This is a genomic window from Hymenobacter humi, assembly GCF_042665855.1.
GTDB lineage: Bacteria > Bacteroidota > Bacteroidia > Cytophagales > Hymenobacteraceae > Hymenobacter > Hymenobacter humi.
Window position 1 is genome coordinate 946,964 of sequence record NZ_JBHTEK010000001.1, and the last position, 23,672, is coordinate 970,635.

Consider the following 23,672-nt stretch of genomic DNA (forward strand, 5'->3'; position numbering starts at 1 on the left):
TCTACACCAGCCTGAAACAGCCTGTGAAGCGCTGGTTTTAGTAAAACCAGGCTGGCGCGCAGCTAAACGATAGCCCAAGCCGGCGCGTATGGCGGTGCCTATGAGCACTACATCCCGGCCGGTGGTGGTTTTTCTGCACGGCTACCTCGAGAGTCCGGAAATATGGACGGAATTTATCGGCGAGCATTTTGCCGATTGCCACGTGCTGACGCCCGCTTTGCCGGGCTACGGCGGGCCGAATGCTGCCGCCGGCGACTTTTCGCTGGAAGCCGGCGCTGCCGCTGTGCGGGAGGAGCTGGAGCAAGCCGGTGTGGGCCGGGCCGTGCTGGTGGGCCACAGCATGGGCGGCTACGTGGCTCTGGCGTTTGCCGAAAAATACCCCGGCCTGGTGGCGGGTCTGGGGCTGTTTCACTCGTCGGCCCTGCCCGATACCGAGGAAGACCAGGCCCGTCGCCAGCGCAACCGCGCGTTTATTGAGGAGCACGGGGTAGCTGCCTTCGCCGAGGAGTTTCTGCAGCCCCAGTTCGCTGCCGAGCATCGCGAGTCCATGGCGCACCACCTGGCGCAGTTGAAAAGCCTGGCCTCGGTGGTGCCCCTGGCCGTCGCCCTGGCGGGCCTTGACGCCATGAGCCAGCGGCCCGACCGGCGCCCCGTGCTGGAAAGTGCCACCTACCCCGTGCTGTTTATCGCCGGCAAAGAGGACAAGGCGGTGCCCCTGGCCAAAACGCACGAGGAAAGCCTGTTGCCCGACCACAGCACCGTGCTGTGGCTGGCCAACGTGGGCCACCTAGGCTTTGTGGAGCGCCCGGCCGACACCCGCCGGGCCGTCCGGCAGCTAGTGGATGCGGCGTTTGAACACTAAAAGGACAAACGACTGGAAGGCCTGTGCGGCCTGGTCTCACGCGCTACTCCTGGCAAGCAGCAGCCGCAGTGGTGCTTAAGTAGCTCGGGCAAACGCGCCGGGCCGTGCTGGCGGTGGCGCAAGCAGTGTTCGTATAATTAGCGGAAGCGGGTGGCTACTTGCATTCTGAAGGTAACCGGTACGACGTAGTAGACGTGCGCTGGCTGGTTTTTCAACTTGGCCGGGGAAGTCGCGGTGGGCAGGGTGTTAAGGCTCTTCAGTACTTCGGCGTCCAACGTCCGGCCGGCGGACCCCAAAATCTCCGGGTGCTCAATGGCGCCGCTTTCGGCCACTTCAAAGTAGGCGTAGACCACTCCTTGCTGTTGGCCGCGCAGCGCTGCGGGTGGGTATTTTACCTGCCGCTGGATATACCGAGCCAAGCCTTTGGGCGAGGCGAGTAAGGCCTTTTCAGCAGGGTCAGCCACCGGCTGGTTGGAAGACTTGCTGCCTTGCGCTTGCAATAGGTTGGCCAGGGTGCCGAAGGTGGGGTCCTCGTCGGCATAGTAATAAGGCATGGCCGCCGGGGCGGTGGTAAAATCGATGGCCAGGCTCACTTTGGGCTCTGCGCCAGGGGCAAGCTTGGGGTCGGGCGTGCCGGGTGTCCAGGCGGGCATGTGCGCTTCCAGGTAATTGAGCGCGGCCGCCGTGGCATTCACCAACGGCTTATTCAACGGCGCGGGCGGGAGTACCATGGTGTAGTTATGGGGCTGTCCGTTAGCTTTCAGCTCGAACTGCACCAGCATGCGGCCGCTGGGGGCTGGCGAGCCCGTGGCCGTCCGGATGCTGCGCTGCACGAGGGCGCGCAACGAGTCGGGCCCGCCCGGGAAGCGTGGGCCGGTGTAAGCAGCCGAAGGGGCCGGCGCCTGGGCTGAAGCGGTGGAAGCCAGGGCCAGCAGCCCAACGGCCGCAATGAGCTTGGTAAACAGGTTTCTCATTTGGGTAGAAAATGAAATTAAGCGGGCAAGCTACGCTATAAATAAATACAGAAAAGCCCGGCCTCTTGGGGAGGTCGGGCTTTTTTCTTGGTTCGGCTTTGGCCGTATTGCTAGGCCACGCGGGAACGGCGCTGGCGGGGGCTTAAGGCTGTGCGGTCGGGAGCCCCGTCGTGTGTTGGACCGGCCCAATCGGTGAGGAAGTACACAACCAGAAACACCACGCCGGACCCCGCAAACAGGTTGCGGGCCGTCTCGTTTGCATTGGCGAAGCCGAAAACCCAGGGCGAGGCAAGCAATATTAAGCCGCTTACCAAATCCAGCTTGCCGTGCACCGGAAACGGAATGACGCGCACGGCACTCAGCTGCATGTCCGTTAGCAACGACATTACGAAATAGCCGACCGCCAGCACGTAGCACATGATGGCGTAAGCGCCGTGCAGGTCAAATATGGCGGGCGCAGTCGTGAAGAAACCGCAGGTAGCGTAGTCCAGTATGCCGTGCGTCCTGGGGGATATGGGTTTCATGACAAGCGTAAATCAAGGGTAGAGGATGACCGTAATCTACGAATGACCGAGAGCAAACGGTATCGCTGAGCTTGCAGGAAAAGGCCTCTCCGACCTCTTGGGTGCCTTATACCAGCCCGCTCAGGCGCTCGAAACCGGTGCCCAGAATGGCCGTGTCGTCGGCCCCGAGCCAGTCGTGGAGCAGGGCGGCGTAGAGGCTGCGGAAATCGACCTGGTGGCGCAGGTCGCCCTGGTCGAGGTTGGCCAGGTCGGGGGCATCGTTGAGCACGCCTTTCTTCCGGAGCGCGCCGCCGAGCAGCAGCACGTTGTTGGCGGTGCCGTGGTCGGTGCCGTTGCTGGCGTTCTGACCCACGCGCCGGCCAAATTCGGAGAAAACCAGCACCACGGTGTTGTTCCACTGGTTGTGCTGCCGCAGGTCGTCGGCCAGCGCCGCCAGCCCATCGCCGAGGTCGGTGAACAGCCGCTGCTGCTGCTCCTGCTGCCGCACGTGGGTGTCGAACCCCGAGAGGGCCAGGTAGTACACCCGCGACTCCACCCCGGAGTTGATGAGCTCGGTGGTCGTCTTCAGGTTCTTGCCGAAGTCTGAATTCGGGTAGGCCGCCGTCGATTTGTAGATTTTCGACTTCTCATAGAGGTAGTCGGCCGAGGAGGCGGTTTCGGCCAGGGTCTTGTAGAGGTAGTCGACCTGGCTGTGGTGCGTGGGCCCAACTTCCTGGCTCACTTTGGCCAGCAAGCGGTTTTGGTTGAGCTGGTGGAATTTGCCGGGGTTTTTCAGGGCCAGCCCTTTGCGGGTGCTGCCTTTCAGGGCCAGACTCAGGGTGTCGTCGATTTCCAGGGCATTGTAGGGGTGCTGGCAGTCGGGGCAGTTCGAGTCGAGGTAGCGGCCCAGCCAGCCGGTGCTCACCACTTGCTCGGCGCTGGAGCCGCTCTGCCAGATGTCCATGGCGCGGAAGTGCGACCGGTCGGGGTTGGGGTAGCCCACCGAGTTGAGCACAGCCAGATGGCCCTGGTCATAGAGACCTTTCAGCCCTTTCAGAGCGGGGTGCAAACCCAGGTCTTTTTCGAGGCCCAGAATGCCGGCCGTTTCCTTGATGCCCAAGGTGGGCCGGGCCCGGTAGTACAAGTCGTTTTTGAAAGGAATGACCATGTTCAGGCCATCGTTGCCCCCGCTGAGCTGCACCACAATGAGGCGCCGTGCCCCCGGCCCCTCACTCAGTTGGGCCAGTCCCGGTCCGCGGTCAAGTGCGTGCAGGAACTTGGGCACCAGCAGCAGCGAGCCTGGCCAGCGCAGAGGTGCGAAGAAAGTCGCGACGGGTAGAGGACATATTGCAACGAAAAGAGTTGAAAGAACAAAAACTCCCCTCCTTTTTTAAGGAGGGGACGCCGCCGCTTCAGCTGCGGCTGGGGTGGTTGAGTCGTTGAACGATGGGCGAACAACTCGCCTGTGAATCGTTCGGGTATCGTTGGCTACGCCGACCTTCGGTTCAACGAGGGCAACCACCCCCGTCCGAGCCCTTGGCTCGAACATCCCCTCCTTAAAAAAGGAGGGGAGTCTGTCGTTCAGCTGAGCTGGTACTCCGGCAAACTCAGCAGGCTGATGAGCGTGGTGCGCAGGGCCTCGGCTGGTTCTTTTTGAGCGGCGGCTTGCTGCACCAGCTGTAGGTTTTCGGGCCGAATTGGTGTTTGCAGCAGGAAGGAACTGAGTTTCTCCGGTTGCTGGGCGACGGGTGTGGAGCCAAGCAGGCTGCTGGAGCGGGCCCAGCGGCAGGTGGGCCCCAGTGCCGGGCCGCACGGTGCGTTGGGCCTTGGTCAGGTTGGGGGCGATGTCGTTTTCGTCCTGCTTCAGGGCCACGGCAAACTCGGCGTTTTTGAAGAGGATGGCCGGCAGCTGCAGGCGCAGGAGCAGCGACGACGAATCTATCCAGTTGCGGCCACCGGGCCAGCCGGCCACGTTGGGCGGCTGAAACAGGGTTTGGCCCAGGGCTTTCTGGTAGCCCAGCAGCGGCTTGTCGTTGTCGAGCCTGCACGTTCAGGGTGCGGCGGATACCGGCCAGCAGCTCCACCGGCGACTTGATGTGCGTGCCCACGTTAGCCGGGTCGTAAAACCACTCGGCTGAGAAGAGGCGCTCCATCAGGTCGGCAATGTCGTAGCCGCTCTTGCGGAACACGGCGGCCAGCGGCTCAACGTGGGCCGGGTTGGGCACGTCGTTCACGAAGAAGCGGTAGATTTTGGTGACCAGAAACGTGGCGGCCGCGGGCTGCTGCAGAATGAGCTCCAGCACCTGTTCACCGGTGAAATTGCCGGTGCGGCCCAAAAAGGTTTTGGGGCCGGCGTCGTGGTCGCGCTCCCGAAACCGGAAATTGCCCTGGGCGTCGTAGCCCCAGCCGGTGAAGGCGCGGGCGGCTTCTTTCACGTCCTGCTCGGTGTAGTTGCCGCGGCCCAGCGTGAACAGCTCCATGACTTCGCGGGCGAAGTTTTCGTTGGGGTGGGCCTTGCGGTTCTGCTGGTTGTTGAGAAACTGCAGCATGGCCGGCTCCTGGCTCACGGCCAGCAGCAGGTCCGGGAATTTGCCCAGGGCGTGGCGCCGCGTGGTGTTGTGCAGACTAAGGGCGGCGGCAGGCTGGCGCACGCGGCAGGCAAAGTGCCCGTGCCAGAACAAGGTCATTTTCTCGCGCAGTTGAGCCGGCGTGCTCGCCATGCGGTTCATCCAGGCCGTACTCATGTTCGCGAAAGCATCGCGAATGCCCTGGTTCTGCATTTTGCGCTGTTCGGGCGTGAGGGCCGCACGGCGCAGGCGGGGCACTCCGGCTGCCACCCCGCCCCGCAAGGCCGAGCGCGGGCGCATAGCCGCCACGGGCTGGCCAGCAGCCAGGGGCTGGTCGGGTGTGGTCACCATGCCGTTCGGCACCGGCCTTTGGGTCGAAGCCGGGTCGGTGATTACCATCCCCTGGGTTTCGGTATAATTCAGCTCAGACCCGGCCAGCGGCTCAAATGCTACGGAATCGTGCAGCAGCTGCCGCAGAGCTTTGCGAGGGCTCAGGCCGGCCGCCACGTCCTGCGGGCGGGGGCCAAATCCGGCCCGCCAGTAAAGATGCTGTAGCTGCTGGTTGCTGTTCATGGTTTCTCAGATGCAAAAAGCAGCATTTCGTTTAATCACGGAATGAAGGATGGGCGAACGACGACTGAGGTGGTGCGTCGTTGAACGATGGACGAACGACAAGCTCCCCTCCTTTTTTAAGGAGGGGAGTTGTCGTTCGCTCATTCTTCATTCTTCATTCTTCATTCCTCATTAAGCGAAGCGTCAAAACCGGGCGCCGAGTACCACGGTCTTTTTGAACTCGCGCTTTTCGCCGCTGCTGGGCCGGAACAGCTCAATTAGCACCACGTAGTAGCCTACGGCGGCTTTGTGGCCTTTGTCGTCGATGCCGTCCCATTGCAAAAAGCCGGTGGTGGGTAGCGTTTCGTTGCGCACAAGCCGGCGCGTGAGGCGGCCCAGGGCGTCATACACCGTGACGGAGGCGGCGTAGCCGGGCTGGTCGAGGCGGTAGCTAAGGGTGGTAAAATCCTGCTGGCCATCGTCGTCGGGCGTGAAGACCTCGGGCTCAATGGTCAGCTCCTGGTTGCCGCCGGGCGCGTCCTGGGCCTGTGAATTGGGCCGGCCGGGCGTGGCGTATCCCACCGTGGCGGCCGCCGAGTGGAAGTTGCTGCCCAGGCTGGGGCCGCTGGCACGAATGCGCTCCAGCGACACGCCATCCTGCGTGGCCAGCAAAATCAGGTGCAGGCTTTTGCTGTAGGCCAACCGGTCGATTTCCTGGCCACGGCCGTCGAAAAGCAGGGCGGTGCCAACCTCGGGAAAAGTGGGAAAGCCGGGCAGTTGCACCAGATTGGCCGCGTCGCTGCTCGTGGGGTACTGTGCTTGAAGAGTGGCGGTATTAGCGTTGAAGGCCAGCAGCGCCCCGGTGCCAGTACCAGCGGCCCGGTGCTGAGCACGGCGGCATCCAAGCTGCCATCGGCCTTCAGGCTGGCTAGTTTCCAGTCTTGCAGGTCAATGAATTTGGTGCTGCGGTTCAGGAGTTCCACAAAGCGCACGCCGCCCACGCGGGGGTTCACCAGCAGGCTCGTTCAGCACCACATCGCCGCTCACCGCGGGCTCGGGCAGGGCGAAGGCTGCCGACTGCAAGGTGCCGCTGGCGTTGCCCGCGCAGTCGGTGGCCAGTTGCACCGTCAGGGAAGTGGCGCGGCTGGCCAGCAGCGGCGCACTCAGCATCAGGTCCACTTGCCGGAAGTCGGGCGCGACGGGCGCCGCACGCGTGATGGCCGGGCCGCCGGCCAGGGTGTAGCGGCTGACCATGGCCGCCATAGCGCTATCCAGCTTTTCGGAGAAGTAGGCCCGCACGGTAGTAGCATTGAGGGCCGTGGCGCGGAGTAGGGTGGGGGCGGCCGCGTCGGGGCGGGCGGCGCGCACCGAGTTTAGCCGGCCGGGCGTGCCGCCGCTGGGGTCGGTGCTGGCGGTCCAGTTGGCGGCCCCGGCGCAGTAGTTGTTGGGGTCAATCATTTCGAGGCTCCAGCCGCCGTCCTTCTTCCTGGCGTCGCCATACCACGCGTCGGAATAGCTGACCTCAAACAGGGTACGGCCGTCGCGGCCGCGCAGCACCAGCTGGTCGCCGCCGTTGTTGAGCGCAGGAAAATTGGTGAGGCCGTACACCTTGCCATAAGTGGCAAACTGCAACGCCCGCGTACTGCCGCACACCACGGCGTATTGCCCCGGTAACAGCCGGGCCGTATCGGCAAAAATGGCGGCTGAGGTAGCGCTTGGCTTGCTCAAGCGCACGCCGCCCAGGCTAATAACTTTCGTGGCGCTGCGGTTGTGAATCTCCACATACTCCGACAGTGGCAAGCCCACTTGGGGCGTTTCGTCGGCAAATATTTCGCTGATAATCAGGTCTCCCACCTGCGGCGCTACGGGCGGCCCCGCGAAGGCCGCCGTAAGCGGCCCGGCGGCCCGGTTGCCGTAGCGGTCGGCCACGTTGCGCACTTCCAGCACGTTCTGGGGCGCGAAGTCGGTGCCGAAGGTGAGACGCACCACGGCCGGGTTGGCGGGCAGCACCTGGGCCGCGGTGGGCACCGCGCCGCTTTGCAGGCGGTAGTTGGCGGTGCTGCCGGCGCTGGCGGCGTCCACGGCTTCGTTGTACACCACATCCAGCCGACGCGAATCGACGGGTACGGCCCGCGACAGAAGGGGCGCCGTGGCGTCGGTCACTGCAAAATCATCAAAAAAGAAGCTGCGGTTATTGGCCGAAGAAAACAGAAGCGAGACGCCAACGGCCACGCTGCGCTGGTAGGTGGCGTCGGTGGGCTGGGCGGCTTCGGCCACAAAGGCGCGACCGCCAGTCAGGTCCCGCTCCAGCGTCCAGCGGTTGTCGGTGCTGCGCGTCACGCGCACCCGCACGAGGTTGTTGGTGGTGCTGGCCAGTGTGCCGTTCTGGCCGTCGATGACGGGCACGGCGGCACGGGTCGAGTCTTTTCGGAAAAGGCTGACCTCGTCGTCGGTGCCGCCGAGGCGCACGAAGTAGCCCGAGTTGCCGGCGCTGCGCAGGTCGGCCTGCGAGGCCATCAGCCACACGTCGGCGAGGTTGCCGGCGCTGGTGGCTAGGCGCAGGTTAGCCCAGAATTCCCAGACCGTGCCGGTGCTGGCCTGGCAGGGCGTGCTGAGCTGCAGCTGGCTGCCCGTCACGGCTGGGCCGTTGCTCTGCAGTTGCTGGTTAGCTACCTGAAAGCCGGTGGCGTCGCCGGTCCAGGTGGGGTTGGCGGTGAAGTTGCCGTCGGCAAAGGTGTCGGTGAGTTGGGCCGAAGCCCACAAGGGTAACAGGGTGAAGAGCAGTAGAAGTCGCTTCATCAAAGGGCAGATAGACGTTAGCTGTGCCCAATGTAAGCTACTGCCCAGGATAAGCCAGCTCAACTCCCTTTAAGTACCCACGCTGGTGGGGCTTGGCTAACTCATCAGTTAACCAGTATGATGCCCTAACCTATAGGCGCATACTCATCAGCCGCGCACCAAACCATTGCGGGATGATTAATGTGCGGGTAGCCGAGGCAGTGGGCAAGGACGAAAGCACGCTGGGGAAGACCACAGCCTTGATTTCGGGGTACTTCGCATTTAAGCGGGAGGCCACCATCGTCGGGCTTCCATTGGCTGCCGGGGCCAGCAGCAGTACCGGCACCTGGTGCATGGCCAGGTTCTGGGTGAGCTGAGTGCGCAGCCGGGCGTAATCGGGAGCGCCGTCGCGGGCCAGCAGCGGGTTGGCCAGCCAGTTCACATACGCTACGCCGGGAAACTTTTGCAGCAGCGAATCGCCGGCCTCGGGCGTCCAGACCCAGACGACATTCGACACCTTCTCTTCCCGAAAGGCCTTCACCATCTGTTTCCAGGCACGCCGGTAGCTAATGGCTGTAGGCGCGCTCAGCAAAGGGCGCAGCAGTACCGGCCCCGGCACCTGGTTGATTTGTTGAGCCAGGTGCTGCCAGTACCCTTTCCGCTGGGTAGTGGCCGCGTTCACCGTCCAACTCAGCAGCGGCACCTGGCCTTGCTGGGCAAGCGTAGTCACGAGCGGGGGAGCGGCGACGAAGACTCAGGAGTGGAGATGGCCAGGGCCGCAATGTCAAAGCCCGGACTGACTTCGGGCGTAGCTGGCGGCAGCGTTCCAACAAAGGTGCTGGTACTCTGAGGCCCCGCGATGCTGAGGTCTTGCCCGAGCCGTACTTCCTGCGTCCCCGTGAGTAGCCACTCCGGAGGAACCTGCGCCAGCCACGCCGACTGCAGGTAATAGATGCCGCCCATGGTGACAACGCCAGCCAGCGCTATCACCGGACCAAAGCGGCGGAGCCGTGGCACCAGCGTCATCACCACAGCCGCCATAACCTGGTGCAGCCACAAAACAAGCCAACGGAAGGGCCTGGACGCCATGTCTTCCACAAAGTTGCGAATGACCTGGTGCTGGCCCATGAAGGTAGCGGCAAGGAGTATGCCCACGTTCAGCAGCGCCAGCAATACCATCATGTTGGTGTAAGGCCCAAGGGCAACCACACGGCCGTACTTGCAGGCGCCCAGCAGCAGGGCGGCGAGCAGCAAGTTGGGCAGGGCCAGCAGCCACTCGTTGCCCCAGCGGCCCTCTTTGGGCGTGGGCAGGTACGGCACCCGGACGCCCAGCACGGCATACACAAAGCCGAGCGTGTACACCCACCACGTGCCCACCCGCAGGAACCCACCCGCCAGGTGTAGACCGCGCTCGCTGGGCTCGCGCAGCCAGCGCTGCGCCTGCAGGCGAATAAGCAGCGATATGCCCAGCAGGGGCAGCGCGTGCAGGGCCAGGGCGTTCAGTTCCACCAGCCACGGAAACTGGCTCAACCCCAGCGAAAGCAGCGGCAGTGTTAGGTCGATAAGTGCCACCACGCCCGAGAAAAGTACAGCGGCAGCACCAGGTAGTGGAGCCGCTGGGGCCAGCCTGAAATGCTTGAATAGCTTGGGATACACCCGAAACAGCAGGTCGAAGGCGCCCCGCGACCACTTGAGCTGCTGGGAGTAAAACGCTGCCAGCGAGGCGGGTACCAGCCCGCGGCTCACCACTTTGGGCACGTAGGCCGACTTCCAGCCGGCGCCGTGCAGGCGCATGGCCGTGTGCATGTCTTCGGTAAGCCCTGGCGCGTGGCCGCCGATAGAATCCAGGGCGGTGCGCCGGAAGGTGCAGTTGGCCCCGATGGCCTGCACCGTGCCGTAGCCGTTCATGCCCATCATCAGCGGGCCGTAGAAGTGGTAAGTCTGCTGGGCCGCGCCCAGCGCCACGAGGCTTTCCTGCTGGTTGCCGTAGGCCTGCACTACCTGCACATAGCCGACGGTGGGGTCTTCGAAGTAGGGCATCACCTGGTCCAGGAAGTCGGGCGTGGGCACGTGGTCGGGGTCGAGCACCACGCACATCTCGCCGGTGGCCTGGCGCAGGGCGTTGTTGATGTTGCCGGCCTTGGCGTTCTTCTTCTCAGTGCGCGTCACGTGCACCACGCCCAGGCGGGCGCAGGCCGCCCGCAGCGCGGGGTCGTCGCCCTCGTCGCAGAGGTAGCTGGTGTGCGGATAGCGGATGGCTTGCATGGCCTCCAGCGTCCGGATAATCATATCGTGCGGCTCGCCGGGGCAGGCCGTCGTGAGCACATCCACCGTCCGCCGGGCAGGGGTGTAGTCGGGCGCTACCGGTACTTGCACCTGCACGTAGTGTACCCACTCGTGCACCATGCGCAGGATTTTAAAGCCCAGCGAGATGGCCAGCAGCCAGAAAAGCGGCGCGTAGCCGATGCGCAGCGTCGCAAAAAACCACCACAGGAAATTGAGCAAGCAAAGGGCAGCAAGCGCCACCAGCCATCGCATTTTGGTAATGCCCGCCACTTTGCGGAAGCGCAGCCGGTAGGGCAGCCCCACGGGCTTGCCGGCTCCGCTTGGAAGCGGTAGAGACACAGAAGTTGGGGGCATAGATTAACGTATGGATACCGAATAGCAGCCAGCTTATTTCATAGAATATTGAACTTACCAACGAGACCGTCGTTAATGATGTTCAAAAAAACAATAATAATTAACGTAAAAATCTAGTGCTGTTGAGGGTAATTGGATAATAGGGAAGTACTTTGGCAGCTAGAAATATAAGAGCCCGGCGTTGGACTGTATAGAAATTGATTATAACTATTTAATGATTCTGGCCTGCCAATTACGGTGGGCTGGTTGAGGCAGTATCGCTGTGTAACGGGAGCTGTAACCCTGTAAGCAGACTTGCTTAACTGATTGAAAATGCTTTGTAGTACCAGGAATAAATATTTCGTCATCAACCGGGTGTTCAGCCTGGTTTTCTGCTGGCTTCTGCCTTTGATTGCCATAGGGCTGGTGCTGTCTTCCTGCGGTGAAGCACAGCCCGCCAGGAGCCAGCCCGTTTCCCAATCCCAAAGCAAAACGGGCCACGCCATTATTCCGGTGAAGGTCCAAAAGACGCCGCACGGGTTTCAGCTGCTGCGCGGCGGCAAGCCTTACTACCTGCGCGGCGGCGGCGGCCTGCAAGAGTATGACCAGCTGCGGGAAGCCGGCGGCAATACGGTTCGGCTGTGGAGCGCCGACTATGCCGAGCCCTTGCTGGACGAAGCCCACCGCCAGGGCCTAACCGTGATGCTGGGCCTGTGGCTGGAACCGGAAGATGAGCACTTCAGCTACTACGACCCCGCGATGGTGGCAGCCCAGCTACGCCGGGTGCGGGAGCAGGTATTGCGCTACCGCCACCACCCGGCCCTGCTCATGTGGAACGTAGGCAATGAACTCGAAATCACCGCGCGCGGGCCCCGGTTTTTTACGGCGATAAATGCTATTGCACGCATGATTCATGAGCTCGACCCTTACCATCCCGTGACCATTTCTATGGCGATTGGTTTTACGGAGCACGCCCGTCTGCTGCAGTCGGTAGCACCGGCGGTAGATATTTTATCGATAAACGTGTACGGCCAGCTCAATAAGTTGCCTTCTTTACTTAAGAAAAGCGGGTGGCGCGGGCCTTACATCGTGACTGAGTTCGGAGCCCGGGGGTTTTGGGAGTCGGATTCCACCTCCTGGAAGGCACCTATGGAGCAAACCAGTGCCGAAAAGGCTCAATTCATGAGCACGCTGTACCGAGCTATAATTGAGCCGGATAGCACCCGCTGCCTGGGTAGTTACGCTTTTTTGGGGTTACAAGTTTGAGTACACGCCCACGTGGTTTAGCCTGTATGAGCCCACAGGCGAAAAAACCGAGCTTGTGGATGAACTACACCTGCTTTGGAGCAAGCACTACCCCGCCAATCGGGCACCGCACCTAACAGAATTGCGCCTGGCCGGACGCAAATGGGATGCTCGGCTGCGCCCTGGTCAGCCATACCCGGCCCAAGTGAACGTAACCGACCCGGAAGGCGATTCGCTTACTGTGCGTTGGGAAATGCTACCGGAAATGAGGCCTGGAGCCGACACCAAAGAAAACACTACCCCGCTAGAGCCAATAGCGGGCTGCGTGGTGCAGGCCAAAGGCAAGCAGGCCACCATCCGCACGCCGGATAAGCCGGGCGCCTATCGCCTCTATGTGCGCGTATTCGATGGGAACGGCAGCGTGGGTACTGCTAATATTCCAATTCTGGTCGGGCCTGAGTCTACCGCAACCCAAGCGGCGAATGCAGTAAGCAACTGACTTGAAAGACTGAGCCGTTCTGCTCAAGTAGATCAAGCATTGGCAACACCCGGGCACCGGTAAAGTGCCGCGTTGGGCTGGTCATAGTAAGGCAATTGACTGTTTCTTGGCGACCTTTGCAGGGGGCGGCTTCCTGCACTGTCGCGCTCTATTTCCTTATTGCCATGAAAATTGCCGTAGTGGGTGCCACCGGACTGGTGGGCACCGAGATGCTGAAAGTGCTGGCCGAGCGCCAGTTTCCCTAACCGAGCTGTTGCCGGTGGCTTCGGCCAAATCGGTGGGCCAGACCGTTGAGTTTCAAGGAAAAAAGTACCCCGTGGTGAGCATGGACGATGCCATTGCGGCCCGGCCGGACATCGCCATTTTCTCGGCCGGCGGCTCGGTAAGCAAGGAGCACGCCCCGCGCTTTGCCGCCGTGGGCACCACCGTTATCGACAACTCCTCGGCCTGGCGCATGGACCCCACCAAGAAGCTGGTGGTGCCCGAGCTGAACGCCGACACGCTCACGCCGGAAGATAAAATCATTGCCAATCCCAACTGCTCGACCATCCAACTGGTGGTGGCCCTGAACGAGCTGCACAAGGCATACCGCGTGCAGCGCATCGTGGTGAGCACCTACCAGAGCGTGACCGGCACCGGCAAAAAAGCCGTGGACCAACTCCTGGAAGAGCGCGCCGGCCAAACCGCCAGCAACCCCGCCTACCCGCACCGCATCGACCTCAACGTGCTGCCGCACATCGACGTGTTCGAGCCCAACGGCTACACCAAGGAGGAGCTGAAGATGGTGAACGAAACCAAGAAAATCATGGGCGACGACAGCATCCGCGTCACGGCCACCTGCGTGCGCATTCCCGTGATGGGCGGCCACTCCGAGGCCGTGAACGTGGAGTTTGAGCGCGAGTTTGACCTGGACGAGGTGCGCTCCATTCTGAGCCGCACGGCCGGCGTGGAGCTGGTCGACGACCCTTCGACCAATACATACCCCATGCCCAAAGACAGCCACGGCAAAGACGCCGTGCTGGTGGGCCGCCTGCGCCGCGACGAAACCCAGCCCCGCACCCTCAACATGTGGGTAGTGGCCGACAACCTCCGCAAAGGCGCCGCCACCAATGCCGTGCAAATTGCCGAATACCTGGTGGGCAAGCTGGCGCCGGCCGGCAACTAAGCCGGCCCGACGGCGTTGTGACGTCAGGGCTACAGGCCGGTGTCTATGCGCTTTTTAGTAGGTATTTGGCTGTTAATGATGGTGGGGCCGGCGCTGGCGCAGGGCCCCATCATTCTGCGCGGCCGTGTAGTCGATGCCGAAACCCACCAACCCGTGCCCCACGCTCAAGTGGGCGTAGCCGGTAACCGCATTGGCACCAGCACCAACGAAGACGGCCGCTTTGCCCTGACCATCCCAGTCCAATTTCAGCGGGAGCAGCTGGAAGTGGCGCTGCTGGGCTACCGCAAATACGCTCGGCCGCTGCCGCCCTGCCAGGGCCGGAACTGCAAATTGAGCTGATTTTAAGCCCCGCTGCACTGGGCGAAGTGCAGGTGACGGCCTCTGTGGTGGGCATTGTGCGCGAAGCTGTGGCCCGGATTCCGCGTAACTATGCCGGCCGGCCCACGCGCCTCACAGGCTTTTATCGGGAGTCCGACAACGACCCCAAGGGCCAGCCCCGCTACCTGGTGGAGGGCTTGCTGACGGTATTCAAGGTGCCATACCAGCAGCGAACCGACGAGGGCGCGGTGCAGATTCAGCAGTCGCGCAAGGTGGACCTGCGGGCCGACCACCCGGTGCGCTTCGACTGGGCCGGTGGGCCGTTTATTGCGCACCTGGCCGATTTCGTGCACGCCCGGGCCCAGTTCATCGACCCGGCTCAGTTTCGAAATTACGACTACCGCCTGGCTCCCGGCAGCACCTACGCCGACCGGCCAGTGTACGTCGTCGCCTTTGGGCCCCGGCCCGGCAACCGCCGCGCCCGGTTTGCGGGCCGGATGTACATCGACCAAGATACGTATGCCTTTCTGGGGGCCGAGTGGCACTACACGCCCACCGGCCTGCGCAGCGGAATTCACCGGGCCGACGCACGCAACCTGCGGGTAGCTTACCAGCCCTACGCCGGCCGCTGGCACTTGAAAAGCGTGTGGTGGCAAACCAAATACCGCCCCCAATGGGCGCGCCGCTCCAGTACTTCGGCGAATTTCTGACCACGGCCATCGACACTGCGCAGGCTGGGCTGCCCACCTACGTGGAGCGGGCGCAGTACCACGACGTGTTTCTGGACAATCCAGTACCCTACGACTCGGCCTTCTGGCAGGGCCACACCACCCTGCTGCCCCCCGAGGCCGTGCAGCAGGCCCTACTCGACCAGCAGCGCCAGCAACGTGCCGACTCCTTGTTCCGGCCGGCTGCCAAAGCCACAACCACTGCCCCAACGCAAGTGGAAGCAAAACCAGGATTTCGGTTGCTGAGCCGGATTCGGTACGGAATATCGGCGGGAGCGTGGCCGTTGGGCGTGCCCGCTGCCGGGCTGGCAGTAGACTATGCCCCGGCTGGGTCAGGGTTTCGGGCAAATGGCACAGCCCAGGTAAAAGCCCAGGGGCTAACCGGTTGGTGGAGCGGTGAATACCTGTTCGATATCACAGATGAGCTGGCGGTGCGGGTAGCCACGCGGCACGTATTCCGGCAGTTCAGTGGCGATGGCTGGGAGGCGGGCCTGAGCTACCAGCGCAACCTGCGGCCCCGCCATCGCCCGGTGTTCGGGCGCCTGGGCCTCGCCTATACCCACCAAGCCGTGGCCCGCTCACTGGGCACCTTCGACAATGCAAATGGCAGTTTCCGGGTGGGCGGGACCACGCTCAAGGCCGATGAAATAAGTCTGGCGGTGCAGTCAGTAACGAATGCCGTGCAGCCCAAGCTGGGCCTGGGCCTGGAGCTCAGCCGTAAAATTGAGCTGGTAGCCGACTTGGGCTACCTGCTACCCTTGCGCACCCGCACCGAGCTGCAGGTGCAAGAGGAGAGCGGCTTTTTCTATCGCGCAGTTCGGCCGCGCTCAAGCTGCCCAATTCCCAGGTAAGCCTGCGTGTGAACGAGCAGGCCACATCCGCCGTACCCTGGCACCTGAACCGGTGGCTACTGAGCTTTGGGCTGCTGTACCGGCTTCGCTGAAATTCATGACGCATCCCAAGCTGCCCGCCGCTTTCTTTCAGCGTGCCGATGTCCTGCAAATCGCCCGCGACCTGCTGGGCAAGCACTTGTACACCAACATCGGGGGCACTGTCACGGCAGGGCGAATCGTGGAAACCGAGGCGTACCGGCACGAAGGCGACCACTCGCTGACCCTGCACCTGCAGCGCAAGCGCCACCAGGCCCAGGGCCTGCATGTGCCCGGCGGCCACGCCTACATCTACACCGTGTACAACCGCTATGCGCTGTTCAACATTGCCACCCACGACGCCGAGCATCCCGACGCCGTGCTGATTCGGGCCGTTGAGCCAACTCTTGGTATTCCCGAAATGCTGGCGCGCCGGGGCTTGCCCACTGCCAAACGCGCCCTGACTGCCGGCCCCGGCGTGATGAGCCAGGCCCTGGGCATTACGCCGGCTCTCACCGGCTTGCCGGTGACGGGAGAAGTGCTGTGGTTTGAAGACCATGCCGAAGCAGTGGCTGACGCCGACGTGCAGGCCGGCGCGCGCGTGGGACTGGAGTATGCGGGCGTGGAGGCTGCCGGGCTGCCGTGGCGGTTCCGGCTGCGCGGCAGTGCGTGGACCAGCCCGGCGAAGTAGCCCATTATCAGCTGCGCATTATCAGTTGTAACTAACTGCCAGTTTAGGAAAGAAGGCTTTAATGTAAAGCGACAAAAGGGAGGATGGTCACTAGCGTAGTGCTGGCAGCCTTCCTCCCTTTTGTCAAAAACGTTGGCCTTTGCCGATGGTAAAAAACGAAGTGCCCTTACTTGATAAACTTGGCCAGGGTCGTGGCTAATTCCTCGCCGCGCAGGTTGCTGGCCACGATTTTGCCGCTGGGGTCGACGAGGAAATTTTGGGGAATGGCCAGCACCCCGTACTGCCGGGCCGTGGGGCTGGCAAAGCCGCGCAGGTCCGAGACCTGCGTCCAGGGCATGCGGTCGTCGGCAATGGCCTTCACCCACTTCTCGCGGGTCTTCTCCTCGTCGAGCGACACGCCCAGCACCTCAAAGTTGCGCCCCTTAAAGGCCTCGTAGGCTTTCAAAATGGCGGGGTTTTCGGCGCGGCAGGGGCCGCACCAGGTGGCCCAGAAGTCCACCAGCACGTACTTGCCCTGGTAGTCGGCCAGCGACACCGACTGGCCGCTGGGCGTGAGCTGGGTGAAGGCGGGGGCCGGCGTTCCGAGGGTCGTGGCTTTGAGGCCCTCCAGCAGCTCCCCGTATTGCCGGCCAGGGGGCTGGTGCGCTGCGCCGGCGTGAGGGCGGCGTAGAGCGGAGCAACCTCGGCGTATTGGGGCGGGCCCATCTGGCGCGCCTGTCCCAACACTTCCAGGCTGACCCAGGAGGTCGGGTGGGCCCGGACAAAGGCGAGTTGAGCTTGGACGTACTCTTTATCGATACCCTCGTATTGGGCCTTTGACGTGGCGGTTTTGAATTTGGCAGCTACAGGCAGGAGGATTTCATCCAAGCGCTGGTAGTCGGCTGTGAGCGCGCCACCCGCCACGCGGGCCGTGCGCAGCGAATCGGGGCTGGTGACCACCACCGGGCCCGGCTCTAGAAATAGGCGCAGGCGGTCGGGCGATTCCACATAAGCCCTGCTCATTTTGCCCCCGAACATCATGTCGCGCCAGCCCGATTGCAGCCGGCCCTGGCGTTCCAGCACCAACGTGGCCGAAAGGGGAAATGGCGTCGTGCCCTTCAACTCGAACCGGCCCCGCTTGAGGGTGGCCGAGTCTGTAGCCTGCACGCCATTGATGAGATACACCTTGGCCGGCGCACTGAGCTTGCCAAGCTTGCCTTTTATCACATATGGATAAGCAGCGGGGGCGGGAGTTTGGGCCAGGGCGAAGCCAGGGGCCAGCAGCAGTAGGCTAATTACGCGGTTTTTCATCATCGGGCCGGGGAGAAGCATTGTACTAGTCAATAACAGCTAGGTGCTAAAGCTATTGTATTTATAATTATTAATATATAGTAAATAAGTGCGGATCTTAGTCGCATACCCCTAGAGTGGGTGGGTCATTCACAAGCTGGAAACCGCCTTTTATGGTTTGCGTAAACGGGTGATTATATCAAACTCTGCCCACATTTATCCCACTCACCCGTACGGATTCGGATGCTTGATTTCCAGCCAGTGGTCGGGCCGGTCGAGGGGCTCGTAGCCAGAGCGCTGTGAAGACCACGGTGAAGCAGTGGCCGCCGATGCAGTGGCCAGTGCGCGCGTGGGGCTGGAAGACGCTGGCCTCGAAGCAACGGGGCTACCCTGGCGGTTCTGGCTGCGCGGCAGCCAGTGGACCAGCCCGGCGAAGTAGCTTAATCGTTCAGGAAACTCACTGGCGAAAGCAGATACCCTAATTAACCGGCGTGGGCACGTAGTCCAGAGGCAGGGCTTCGCCAACCTTTTCGAAGGCCCAGTAGCCGTCCACCATCAGGCTCAGCGGATTGCTTAAGTACCCGTTCGGTAGAATAACGGCCTCGGGGCCCAGCAGCCGCAGCTGTGAAACTTCCTGCACCTCCTGGTAGGGCAAGCGGCCGACGCCCGTGCCGGGCTTGGCGGTGTTCCACTGCCTGCTGGCGGCATCGAGCGCGGCGTTGCGGCGGGCAATGGCCATGCGCGCCACGTAGACATTATCGGGCCGTTCCCCTTGGTAAGTAACCTGCAGGGAGGCGGGAAACTGCAGCTTGACCCGACCCGGCGCGGCGGGGTCCGAGCGCGCCTGCGTGGCCATCAGGGGCTGCTTTTATACCCGGGCGAGGATGCCCAGCTCGGGCATGAAGACCTCGGCCAGAGAGTCGCCGGCCAGGGTGGCCCGCTGCTTGGCAGCGGCCGAATTCGGCTCGCTCACCAGGGCCTGCACCACGTAGCCTTCTTCGGGCAGGCGGTTTTCGCGCACACTGCGCAGGAAATGGGGCAAGGAGCCGAGGTAGGCCCGGCGGCGGTTTTCTTCCCAGCGCCGCCGCTGATTAGCATCGGTGCTTTGCAGCTCTTCAAAAACGGGCGCCCCGACGAACGCGCAGCGGTTGGAACGGTAGTTGACCTTGAAATCGAACTGGTGGTAGGTAATGCGGTACCCCAGCGCCTGGTTGACCACCCGCAGGTTGCGCGGCGCCACCGCCACGAGGCTCGCGGCTGGCTTCGTCGTTGACGACCACCACGTCCTCCGGGTTTTCGATGCGGCACTGCTTGGAAAAAGTGGTGGTCCCGATAAACTGGGCGATGAACTTTTCGTAGTCGGCCCGGCGGTTTTTGCCCGGCCGCACCACCACTTCGCTCAACTGCGCGGCCGGCTGCAGGCCTATCGGCGGGAGCAGCGTGGAGCCTTGCAGGTCCAGGGTCTTCTTGTACAGCTCGTAGCCTACGTAGGACACCACCACCTCGTACTGCCCGCCCGGAAACCCGGCCAGGGTAAAATGGCCGGTCGAATCCGTGGCGGTGCCGTGCGTGGTGTTGGCCAGAAACACGCTGGCAAAGGGCAGGGGCTGCTGGGTGCGGGCGTCGCGCACCTGCCCGGTCAGTTTCACCTGGGCCCGGGCCGGCAGGCACCCGCACACGGCCGCCAGAAGCAGCAACAAAGAAGCAGAGAAGCGGAGCATACAGCCAGTACGAGGGGTAGATTCGAGCCGCAGTATACAATAATTCTGCATTCTTTAGTTATTCCTTAAGCGTCGGGTCCATATACCTTTACGCCCCACCCTTTCTACCCGTTCCCTTGGCTCTTGTGTACCGCCGGCTCGGCCTGGCATTCGCTGCTGTTCTGTTGCTGGCCGTCTCGGCCTTTCGGCTGCCCGCCGATGATGGCGTTTTTCAGCGCATCGTCAAAAGCCTGGTTTCGTTTTATGGGACGTCGCTGCCCGAAAAAGCCTACCTGCACCTCGACCGGCCTTTCTATGCCAGCGGCGAGACCGTTTGGTTTAAAGCCTACGTGGTGGAGGCCGATTCCCACCGCCCCGACACGCTCAGCAAGGTCTTGTACGTGGACCTGCTCTCGCCCCGGCAGCGCGTGGTGGCCCAGCGCACCCTGCGGCTGAGCGGCGGCCTGGCCCACGGCGACCTCGCCCTGCCCGACACGCTGGCCACCGGCACCTACCGCCTGCGCGCCTACACCAGCCTGGATGCGCAACGCCAGCCCGGCCTTCTTCTTTACCCGGGCCCTGGCCATCGCCCGAACTGCTGCCCAACCCGCCCCCGCCCCGGCGGCGAACGCCCGCATCGACCTGCAGTTTTTCCCGAAGGTGGCAACCTCGTGGAGGAGCTGGAAAGTGAAGTAGGCTTCAAGGCCGTGGACGGGCAAGGCCACGGCGTGGCCCTGCAGGGCACCGTGCTCGACGAGCAGGGCCAGCCCGTGGCCAGCCTGAACACCCGCCACGGGGGCATGGGCTCCTTCCGCCTCACGCCCGCGCCCGGGCAGCGCTACCGGGCCGTAGTGGTGCTGCCGGGCGGGGGCAAAGCCGAGTACCCGCTGCCGACGAGCCAGCCCACCGGCTACACCCTGCACGTGAGCGAAACGGCCGATGATTTTGTGGTGGTCCTGCGCCGCCGCATGGCCGCCGGCGCCGCTCCCGCTGGGCCGGCCCTGCTGATGGCGCAGGTGCGGGGCAGCGTGGCCTTTGCCGCCCAGGCTCCCCTCACCGGGACGGCGCCCATCACGGCCATGCTGCCGAAAGCCAAGTTTGTGCCCGGCCTCGCGCACATCACCTTATTCGACGAGCAGGGCACGGCCCAATGCGAGCGCCTGGTGTTTGTGCCCAACCCGCCGGGCATCCGCCTCACCCTTGCCCCTGATAAACCGTCTTACGCAACCCGCGAGGCAGTGCGCCTGAAACTCACCGCCACCGATGCCGCGGGCCAGCCGGTAGCCGGGGCGTTTTCGGTGGCCGTGTCGGCCCCATCTTCTGCCTTTGCCGACGGCCCCACCATCGCCTCGCACCTGTTGCTTAGCTCCGACCTCGCCGGGCCGGTCGAAGACCCGGGCTACTATTTCAGGGAGCCCCAAACCCCGGAAATCCGGCAAGCCCTCAACGACCTGCTGCTCACCCAGGGCTGGCGGCGCTTTGTGTGGAAAGAGCTGCTGGCCGGGCAATTGCCAAGCCGGGAGTTTGCCCTTGAGCAGGGCCTGAGCGTGAGCGGCCAGGTGCTCACGGCCGCCGGCACGCCCGCCGGCGGGCGCCAGGTAGCGTACCTGCAAACAAACCCGACGCGCGAAGCCCAGATGCAAACCGACGCCAGCGGGCGGTTCCTGTTTCGTGGGCTCGACGGCCTGGATACCACGCACGTCATGCTGCGGGCGCCGAGCAAGAAAGGCGAAGAAGCCCTGCGCATTCGGCTGCCGGCCCCGCCGCCAGCCCAGGCCCAGCCCAACGCCTTGCTTGCGGCCACGGCCTTTTCCACGGCCCTGGGCGAGTACGCCCGCCGCAGTGCCCAGCAGCAGGCCCAGGCCCGGAGCGCTAAATTGAGCCAGGGCAAGACCATTGCGCTCGAGGAAGTAAGCGTGCGCGGGGCCCGGCCCCGCGTGGTTGCCGACGGAGCGATGCGGCCCTACTCCAATGCCAACGCGGTGGTGCTGCAAGTGAAAGACGACGTAGTGAATGACAGCAAGACACTGATACAATACCTGGCGGGGCGCGTGGCAGGCGTCGTCGTTACGGGGAGCACGGTCAACATACGCCAGGCGTCTACCTTGCAAAACCAGAGCGGCGGCAGCTTCCTGATTGAACCGCTTTTCCTGATAGACGGCGCCATCGTTTCGGGCGAAGCTTTCGCGGCGTACCCGCTGAAGGAAATTCAAACCATTGACGTGATGAACCAAAGCGCCGCCGGCCTCTTCGGTTCACAGGCGTACGGCGGGGTCATTGCCGCGTACTCCCGCCAGGGCAAGGACGGGCCCGCAAAGGACCCCAAAGCTGCCTTTGTGGGGTCCCGTGGGGGCTTCCTATCCTTTCAAATGCCGGGCTACTACCGGGCCCGCGAGTTCTACGCCCCGCGCTACGAAGCGGCCGCGCCGGTCCAGGGACCCGACCCGCGCCTGTCCACGCTCTACTGGTTGCCTGAAGTGCGCACCGACGCCCGCGGCCAGGCGCAGCTCTCTTTCTTCGCTGCCGATGCCGTGGGCACCTTTCAGGCCACGGCCGAGGGCGTAACAACCCAGGGTACCCCCATGCGCGGTACGGCGACGTTTGTAGTTCGGAAGGCTCTTGCCAAGTAAAAAGCAGCTCCGAGCAACTGCTGGCTCCTTTTATTAGAATACCTATGCTGGTAGAATACCTATGCTGGCGCGAGTTTAGCGCAGCGTAACCTGTGACCTGCTTTGAAGGGATGTTGTACCTCCATTGCCGCGCAGCAGCAAGGTGGCACCGCGCCATGAGGCTGTGCTTGTGCATCGTTCAACTGCGAGGCGCAGCCTCGCCCGAATGAGAAGTCACGAGTTACGTTCAGCTAAAATCCCGCCATACGGGTCCTTGCCGCTAGTATAGAGTTGCTTAGCAGTTTACGAAACTCATCTCCCATCCGAGTCTCGTGAACTTTGAAGGGTGAACGAGTTTCTTAAACTCCGCCAGTGCTGCAGCTGCCTGTTGGCTACCTTATGCCATGCTGCTGGAATAGTTTAAGCAATAAGGGCATGGCTACACGCGGCCAGCGGCAGGAAGCCGCCCAGGCCGGGGAAGGGCAAGCCAAAAGGGGTTGACTCCCGGCCGCACCCGATGGCACCGCTTCCCGGAACACGCGCCATTGCCGGTGCGTGGCTCAGGGGTTTTGACGAGCCAGCGGGGGCGCACGGGCAACGGGGGTGGGCCCGGTGGTACGTGTAAACGCTGCTCCAGCCGGCATCATAGGAGCGGTGCAGGACCAGTTCGTCCGCGCTCAGCACCAGCCGGCTGGTATCTGGCCGGCTAGCGCCGTCTTGGGCCAGGTCGGCGATAAGCGTGGGGCCGCTCACCGCGTAGGTGCCCTGGGCCGTGAAGGGGCCGGGGGCGTTGTTGGGGCCGTAGCGCAGCGTCATGCTCATCGTGCCGTCGGCGCGGTAGGTGCTGTGGTATTGCCCTTTTGGTGGGCAATTGGACGCGTGCATGTAAGACGTCGTCGGGCCGCCCGAGTAGGGGCGGTGAATCTCGAGGCAAAACAGATCCCAGTCGCCCACGATGGAAGGGGGCGGCGTGGGACCGGGCTCGTTATGAGGGGCACCACAGGCCGTGATGCCCAGCCCCGCGGCCAAAAAGAAGCGAACGACTTTGTTCATGCCGCGAAGCTACGCGAAAAGCCCGCCACGGCCCGCGGGGCCACCACGCCGGGCAGCAGGGCACACCAAGCAGGCCAGGCAAGTTTAACAAAAAGGTAATTATATCAAACTCCACCTCCGCATATACCCCAATCATCCATACGGATTCGGATGCTTGATTTCCAGCCAGCGGTCGGGGCGGTCGAGGGCTCGTAGCCGAAGCGCTGGTAGAGGGTGTGGGCGTCGAAGGTGGCCAGCAGGTGGCGGCGCAGGTTTTGCAGGTCGGGGTGGGCCAGCATTTGGCGCACCAGCCACTTGGAGAGGCCCAGGCCGCGGAACTCGGGCAGCACAAACACATCGCAAAGCCAGGCAAACGTGGCGCGGTCCGTCACCACGCGGCAGAAGCCGGCCTGGCGGCCGTCGGGGGCGTAGAGGCCGAAGTTGAGGGAGTTGGCAATGGCCCGCTCCACGGTGGCCAGCGGAATGTGCCGGGCCCAGTATGACTCCTCGCTCAGCCAGCGGTGAATGGCGGCTACGTCGAGCCGGGCGGGGTCGGTGCTGAGCACGTAGCCGGCGGGGTGGGTTTCGGTGATGAAGGCGGACATGGCAGCAACAAATGGCGAATGCGGGCGCAAGCTACAAAAACACCCCGCCCAGCATCCGGACTATCCGGCGTTTCGTTTGTTACCCAA

Annotated in this window: 23 protein-coding genes and 2 pseudogenes; 9 read left to right on the forward strand and 16 right to left on the reverse strand. The window is 63.2% G+C overall.

Annotation, left to right across the window (positions count from 1 at the left end; genetic code table 11):
* Nucleotides 1–100: 100 nt before the first annotated feature.
* Nucleotides 101–862 (forward strand): alpha/beta fold hydrolase, encoded by a 762-nt coding sequence (locus ACFQT0_RS05300; RefSeq protein ID WP_380200992.1) that lies wholly within the window; start codon nucleotides 101–103, stop codon nucleotides 860–862.
* Nucleotides 863–999: 137 nt separating this feature from the next.
* On the opposite strand, the gene ACFQT0_RS05305 is transcribed toward ACFQT0_RS05300, so the two are convergent.
* The 9 genes and pseudogenes from ACFQT0_RS05305 to ACFQT0_RS05345 form a co-directional block, all read right to left on the reverse strand.
* Nucleotides 1,000–1,836, reverse strand: coding sequence for an energy transducer TonB (locus tag ACFQT0_RS05305; RefSeq protein ID WP_380200994.1), 837 nt, complete (start codon nucleotides 1,834–1,836; stop codon nucleotides 1,000–1,002).
* A gap of 110 nt (nucleotides 1,837–1,946) precedes the next feature.
* Nucleotides 1,947–2,360: an SPW repeat domain-containing protein gene (locus ACFQT0_RS05310; RefSeq protein ID WP_380200996.1), complete on the reverse strand. Its 414-nt coding sequence runs from the start codon at nucleotides 2,358–2,360 to the stop codon at nucleotides 1,947–1,949.
* Nucleotides 2,361–2,466: 106 nt separating this feature from the next.
* Nucleotides 2,467–3,624 (reverse strand): DUF1501 domain-containing protein, encoded by a 1,158-nt coding sequence (locus ACFQT0_RS05315; RefSeq protein WP_380200998.1) that lies wholly within the window; start codon nucleotides 3,622–3,624, stop codon nucleotides 2,467–2,469.
* A gap of 105 nt (nucleotides 3,625–3,729) precedes the next feature.
* A complete protein-coding gene (locus tag ACFQT0_RS05320) occupies nucleotides 3,730–4,311 on the reverse strand; it encodes a hypothetical protein (RefSeq protein WP_380205915.1) in 582 nt (193 codons plus the stop codon).
* A 112-nt stretch (nucleotides 4,312–4,423) separates the two neighbouring features.
* Nucleotides 4,424–5,479 (reverse strand): annotated as a pseudogene (locus ACFQT0_RS05325) (DUF1800 domain-containing protein); the annotation flags it as partial.
* Between the two features lie 183 nt (nucleotides 5,480–5,662).
* Nucleotides 5,663–6,241: a hypothetical protein gene (locus ACFQT0_RS05330; RefSeq protein ID WP_380201000.1), complete on the reverse strand. Its 579-nt coding sequence runs from the start codon at nucleotides 6,239–6,241 to the stop codon at nucleotides 5,663–5,665.
* A 165-nt stretch (nucleotides 6,242–6,406) separates the two neighbouring features.
* Nucleotides 6,407–8,257 carry a lamin tail domain-containing protein gene (locus ACFQT0_RS05335; RefSeq protein WP_380201003.1) on the reverse strand — a complete coding sequence of 617 codons (1,851 nt, stop codon included), beginning with the start codon at nucleotides 8,255–8,257 and terminating at the stop codon, nucleotides 6,407–6,409.
* Nucleotides 8,258–8,387: 130 nt separating this feature from the next.
* Nucleotides 8,388–8,966 carry a glycosyl hydrolase gene (locus ACFQT0_RS05340; RefSeq protein WP_380201005.1) on the reverse strand — a complete coding sequence of 193 codons (579 nt, stop codon included), beginning with the start codon at nucleotides 8,964–8,966 and terminating at the stop codon, nucleotides 8,388–8,390.
* The gene (locus tag ACFQT0_RS05345) at nucleotides 8,963–10,861 is read right to left on the reverse strand and encodes a glycosyltransferase family 2 protein (RefSeq protein WP_380201007.1); all 1,899 of its coding nucleotides are present in this window, start codon (nucleotides 10,859–10,861) and stop codon (nucleotides 8,963–8,965) included. Before ACFQT0_RS05345 ends, ACFQT0_RS05340 begins: the two co-directional genes overlap by 4 nt.
* 402 nt (nucleotides 10,862–11,263) lie before the next feature.
* Between ACFQT0_RS05345 and ACFQT0_RS05350 the strand changes: the two genes are divergently transcribed.
* From ACFQT0_RS05350 to ACFQT0_RS05380, 7 genes and pseudogenes are all read left to right on the forward strand, one after another.
* Nucleotides 11,264–12,121: a glycoside hydrolase family 2 TIM barrel-domain containing protein gene (locus tag ACFQT0_RS05350; RefSeq protein WP_380201009.1), complete on the forward strand. Its 858-nt coding sequence runs from the start codon at nucleotides 11,264–11,266 to the stop codon at nucleotides 12,119–12,121.
* Between the two features lie 184 nt (nucleotides 12,122–12,305).
* Nucleotides 12,306–12,599 carry a hypothetical protein gene (locus tag ACFQT0_RS05355; RefSeq protein ID WP_380201011.1) on the forward strand — a complete coding sequence of 98 codons (294 nt, stop codon included), beginning with the start codon at nucleotides 12,306–12,308 and terminating at the stop codon, nucleotides 12,597–12,599.
* 164 nt (nucleotides 12,600–12,763) lie between these two features.
* A pseudogene (locus ACFQT0_RS05360) lies at nucleotides 12,764–13,764 on the forward strand (aspartate-semialdehyde dehydrogenase).
* A gap of 75 nt (nucleotides 13,765–13,839) precedes the next feature.
* A complete protein-coding gene (locus tag ACFQT0_RS05365) occupies nucleotides 13,840–14,103 on the forward strand; it encodes a carboxypeptidase-like regulatory domain-containing protein (RefSeq protein ID WP_380201013.1) in 264 nt (87 codons plus the stop codon).
* A 32-nt stretch (nucleotides 14,104–14,135) separates the two neighbouring features.
* Nucleotides 14,136–14,792, forward strand: a complete 657-nt coding sequence (locus tag ACFQT0_RS05370) for a hypothetical protein (RefSeq protein ID WP_380201015.1) — start codon at nucleotides 14,136–14,138, stop codon at nucleotides 14,790–14,792.
* Nucleotides 14,756–15,661, forward strand: a complete 906-nt coding sequence (locus ACFQT0_RS05375) for a hypothetical protein (protein ID WP_380201017.1) — start codon at nucleotides 14,756–14,758, stop codon at nucleotides 15,659–15,661. The genes ACFQT0_RS05370 and ACFQT0_RS05375 overlap by 37 nt, the downstream gene beginning before the upstream one ends.
* Nucleotides 15,662–15,758: 97 nt before the next feature.
* Complete coding sequence (locus ACFQT0_RS05380) at nucleotides 15,759–16,370, forward strand: DNA-3-methyladenine glycosylase (RefSeq protein WP_380201019.1); 612 nt, start codon at nucleotides 15,759–15,761, stop codon at nucleotides 16,368–16,370.
* A gap of 166 nt (nucleotides 16,371–16,536) precedes the next feature.
* Here the strand turns inward: ACFQT0_RS05380 and ACFQT0_RS05385 are convergent, their stop codons facing one another.
* The 5 genes from ACFQT0_RS05385 to ACFQT0_RS05405 all read right to left on the reverse strand — a co-directional run bounded on the left by ACFQT0_RS05385 (nucleotide 16,537) and on the right by ACFQT0_RS05405 (nucleotide 19,339).
* On the reverse strand, nucleotides 16,537–16,905 hold the full coding sequence (locus ACFQT0_RS05385; RefSeq protein ID WP_380201021.1) for a peroxiredoxin family protein: 369 nt from the start codon (nucleotides 16,903–16,905) through the stop codon (nucleotides 16,537–16,539).
* Nucleotides 16,812–17,681 (reverse strand): DUF4369 domain-containing protein, encoded by an 870-nt coding sequence (locus tag ACFQT0_RS05390; protein WP_380201023.1) that lies wholly within the window; start codon nucleotides 17,679–17,681, stop codon nucleotides 16,812–16,814. The genes ACFQT0_RS05385 and ACFQT0_RS05390 overlap by 94 nt, the downstream gene beginning before the upstream one ends.
* A gap of 436 nt (nucleotides 17,682–18,117) precedes the next feature.
* Complete coding sequence (locus ACFQT0_RS05395) at nucleotides 18,118–18,495, reverse strand: hypothetical protein (RefSeq protein ID WP_380201025.1); 378 nt, start codon at nucleotides 18,493–18,495, stop codon at nucleotides 18,118–18,120.
* A gap of 12 nt (nucleotides 18,496–18,507) precedes the next feature.
* Nucleotides 18,508–18,681 carry a hypothetical protein gene (locus ACFQT0_RS05400; protein ID WP_380201027.1) on the reverse strand — a complete coding sequence of 58 codons (174 nt, stop codon included), beginning with the start codon at nucleotides 18,679–18,681 and terminating at the stop codon, nucleotides 18,508–18,510.
* A 73-nt stretch (nucleotides 18,682–18,754) separates the two neighbouring features.
* Nucleotides 18,755–19,339, reverse strand: coding sequence for a carboxypeptidase-like regulatory domain-containing protein (locus ACFQT0_RS05405; RefSeq protein WP_380201029.1), 585 nt, complete (start codon nucleotides 19,337–19,339; stop codon nucleotides 18,755–18,757).
* 146 nt (nucleotides 19,340–19,485) lie between these two features.
* Here ACFQT0_RS05405 and ACFQT0_RS05410 point away from each other — a divergent pair, with 146 nt between their 5' ends.
* Nucleotides 19,486–21,969: an MG2 domain-containing protein gene (locus ACFQT0_RS05410; protein WP_380205916.1), complete on the forward strand. Its 2,484-nt coding sequence runs from the start codon at nucleotides 19,486–19,488 to the stop codon at nucleotides 21,967–21,969.
* Between the two features lie 399 nt (nucleotides 21,970–22,368).
* Here the strand turns inward: ACFQT0_RS05410 and ACFQT0_RS05415 are convergent, their stop codons facing one another.
* Entirely contained in the window at nucleotides 22,369–23,001 is a 633-nt protein-coding gene (locus ACFQT0_RS05415; RefSeq protein WP_380201031.1) for a hypothetical protein, read from the reverse strand.
* Nucleotides 23,002–23,105: 104 nt separating this feature from the next.
* Nucleotides 23,106–23,585 (reverse strand): GNAT family N-acetyltransferase, encoded by a 480-nt coding sequence (locus tag ACFQT0_RS05420; protein WP_380201033.1) that lies wholly within the window; start codon nucleotides 23,583–23,585, stop codon nucleotides 23,106–23,108.
* Nucleotides 23,586–23,672 lie beyond the last annotated feature (87 nt).

What these genes read in the sequence shown, in the direction of transcription:
- ACFQT0_RS05300 (WP_380200992.1), top strand. Translation starts at nt 101, where the DNA reads ATGAGCACTACATCCCGGCCGGTGGTGGTTTTTCTGCACGGCTACCTC.
- ACFQT0_RS05305 (WP_380200994.1), bottom strand. Translation starts at nt 1,836, where the DNA reads ATGAGAAACCTGTTTACCAAGCTCATTGCGGCCGTTGGGCTGCTGGCC.
- ACFQT0_RS05310 (WP_380200996.1), bottom strand. Translation starts at nt 2,360, where the DNA reads ATGAAACCCATATCCCCCAGGACGCACGGCATACTGGACTACGCTACC.
- ACFQT0_RS05335 (WP_380201003.1), bottom strand. Translation starts at nt 8,257, where the DNA reads ATGAAGCGACTTCTACTGCTCTTCACCCTGTTACCCTTGTGGGCTTCG.
- ACFQT0_RS05365 (WP_380201013.1), top strand. Translation starts at nt 13,840, where the DNA reads ATGATGGTGGGGCCGGCGCTGGCGCAGGGCCCCATCATTCTGCGCGGC.
- ACFQT0_RS05375 (WP_380201017.1), top strand. Translation starts at nt 14,756, where the DNA reads ATGGGCGCGCCGCTCCAGTACTTCGGCGAATTTCTGACCACGGCCATC.
- ACFQT0_RS05380 (WP_380201019.1), top strand. Translation starts at nt 15,759, where the DNA reads ATGACGCATCCCAAGCTGCCCGCCGCTTTCTTTCAGCGTGCCGATGTC.
- ACFQT0_RS05390 (WP_380201023.1), bottom strand. Translation starts at nt 17,681, where the DNA reads ATGCTTCTCCCCGGCCCGATGATGAAAAACCGCGTAATTAGCCTACTG.
- ACFQT0_RS05395 (WP_380201025.1), bottom strand. Translation starts at nt 18,495, where the DNA reads ATGGCCACGCAGGCGCGCTCGGACCCCGCCGCGCCGGGTCGGGTCAAG.
- ACFQT0_RS05415 (WP_380201031.1), bottom strand. Translation starts at nt 23,001, where the DNA reads ATGAACAAAGTCGTTCGCTTCTTTTTGGCCGCGGGGCTGGGCATCACG.
- ACFQT0_RS05420 (WP_380201033.1), bottom strand. Translation starts at nt 23,585, where the DNA reads ATGTCCGCCTTCATCACCGAAACCCACCCCGCCGGCTACGTGCTCAGC.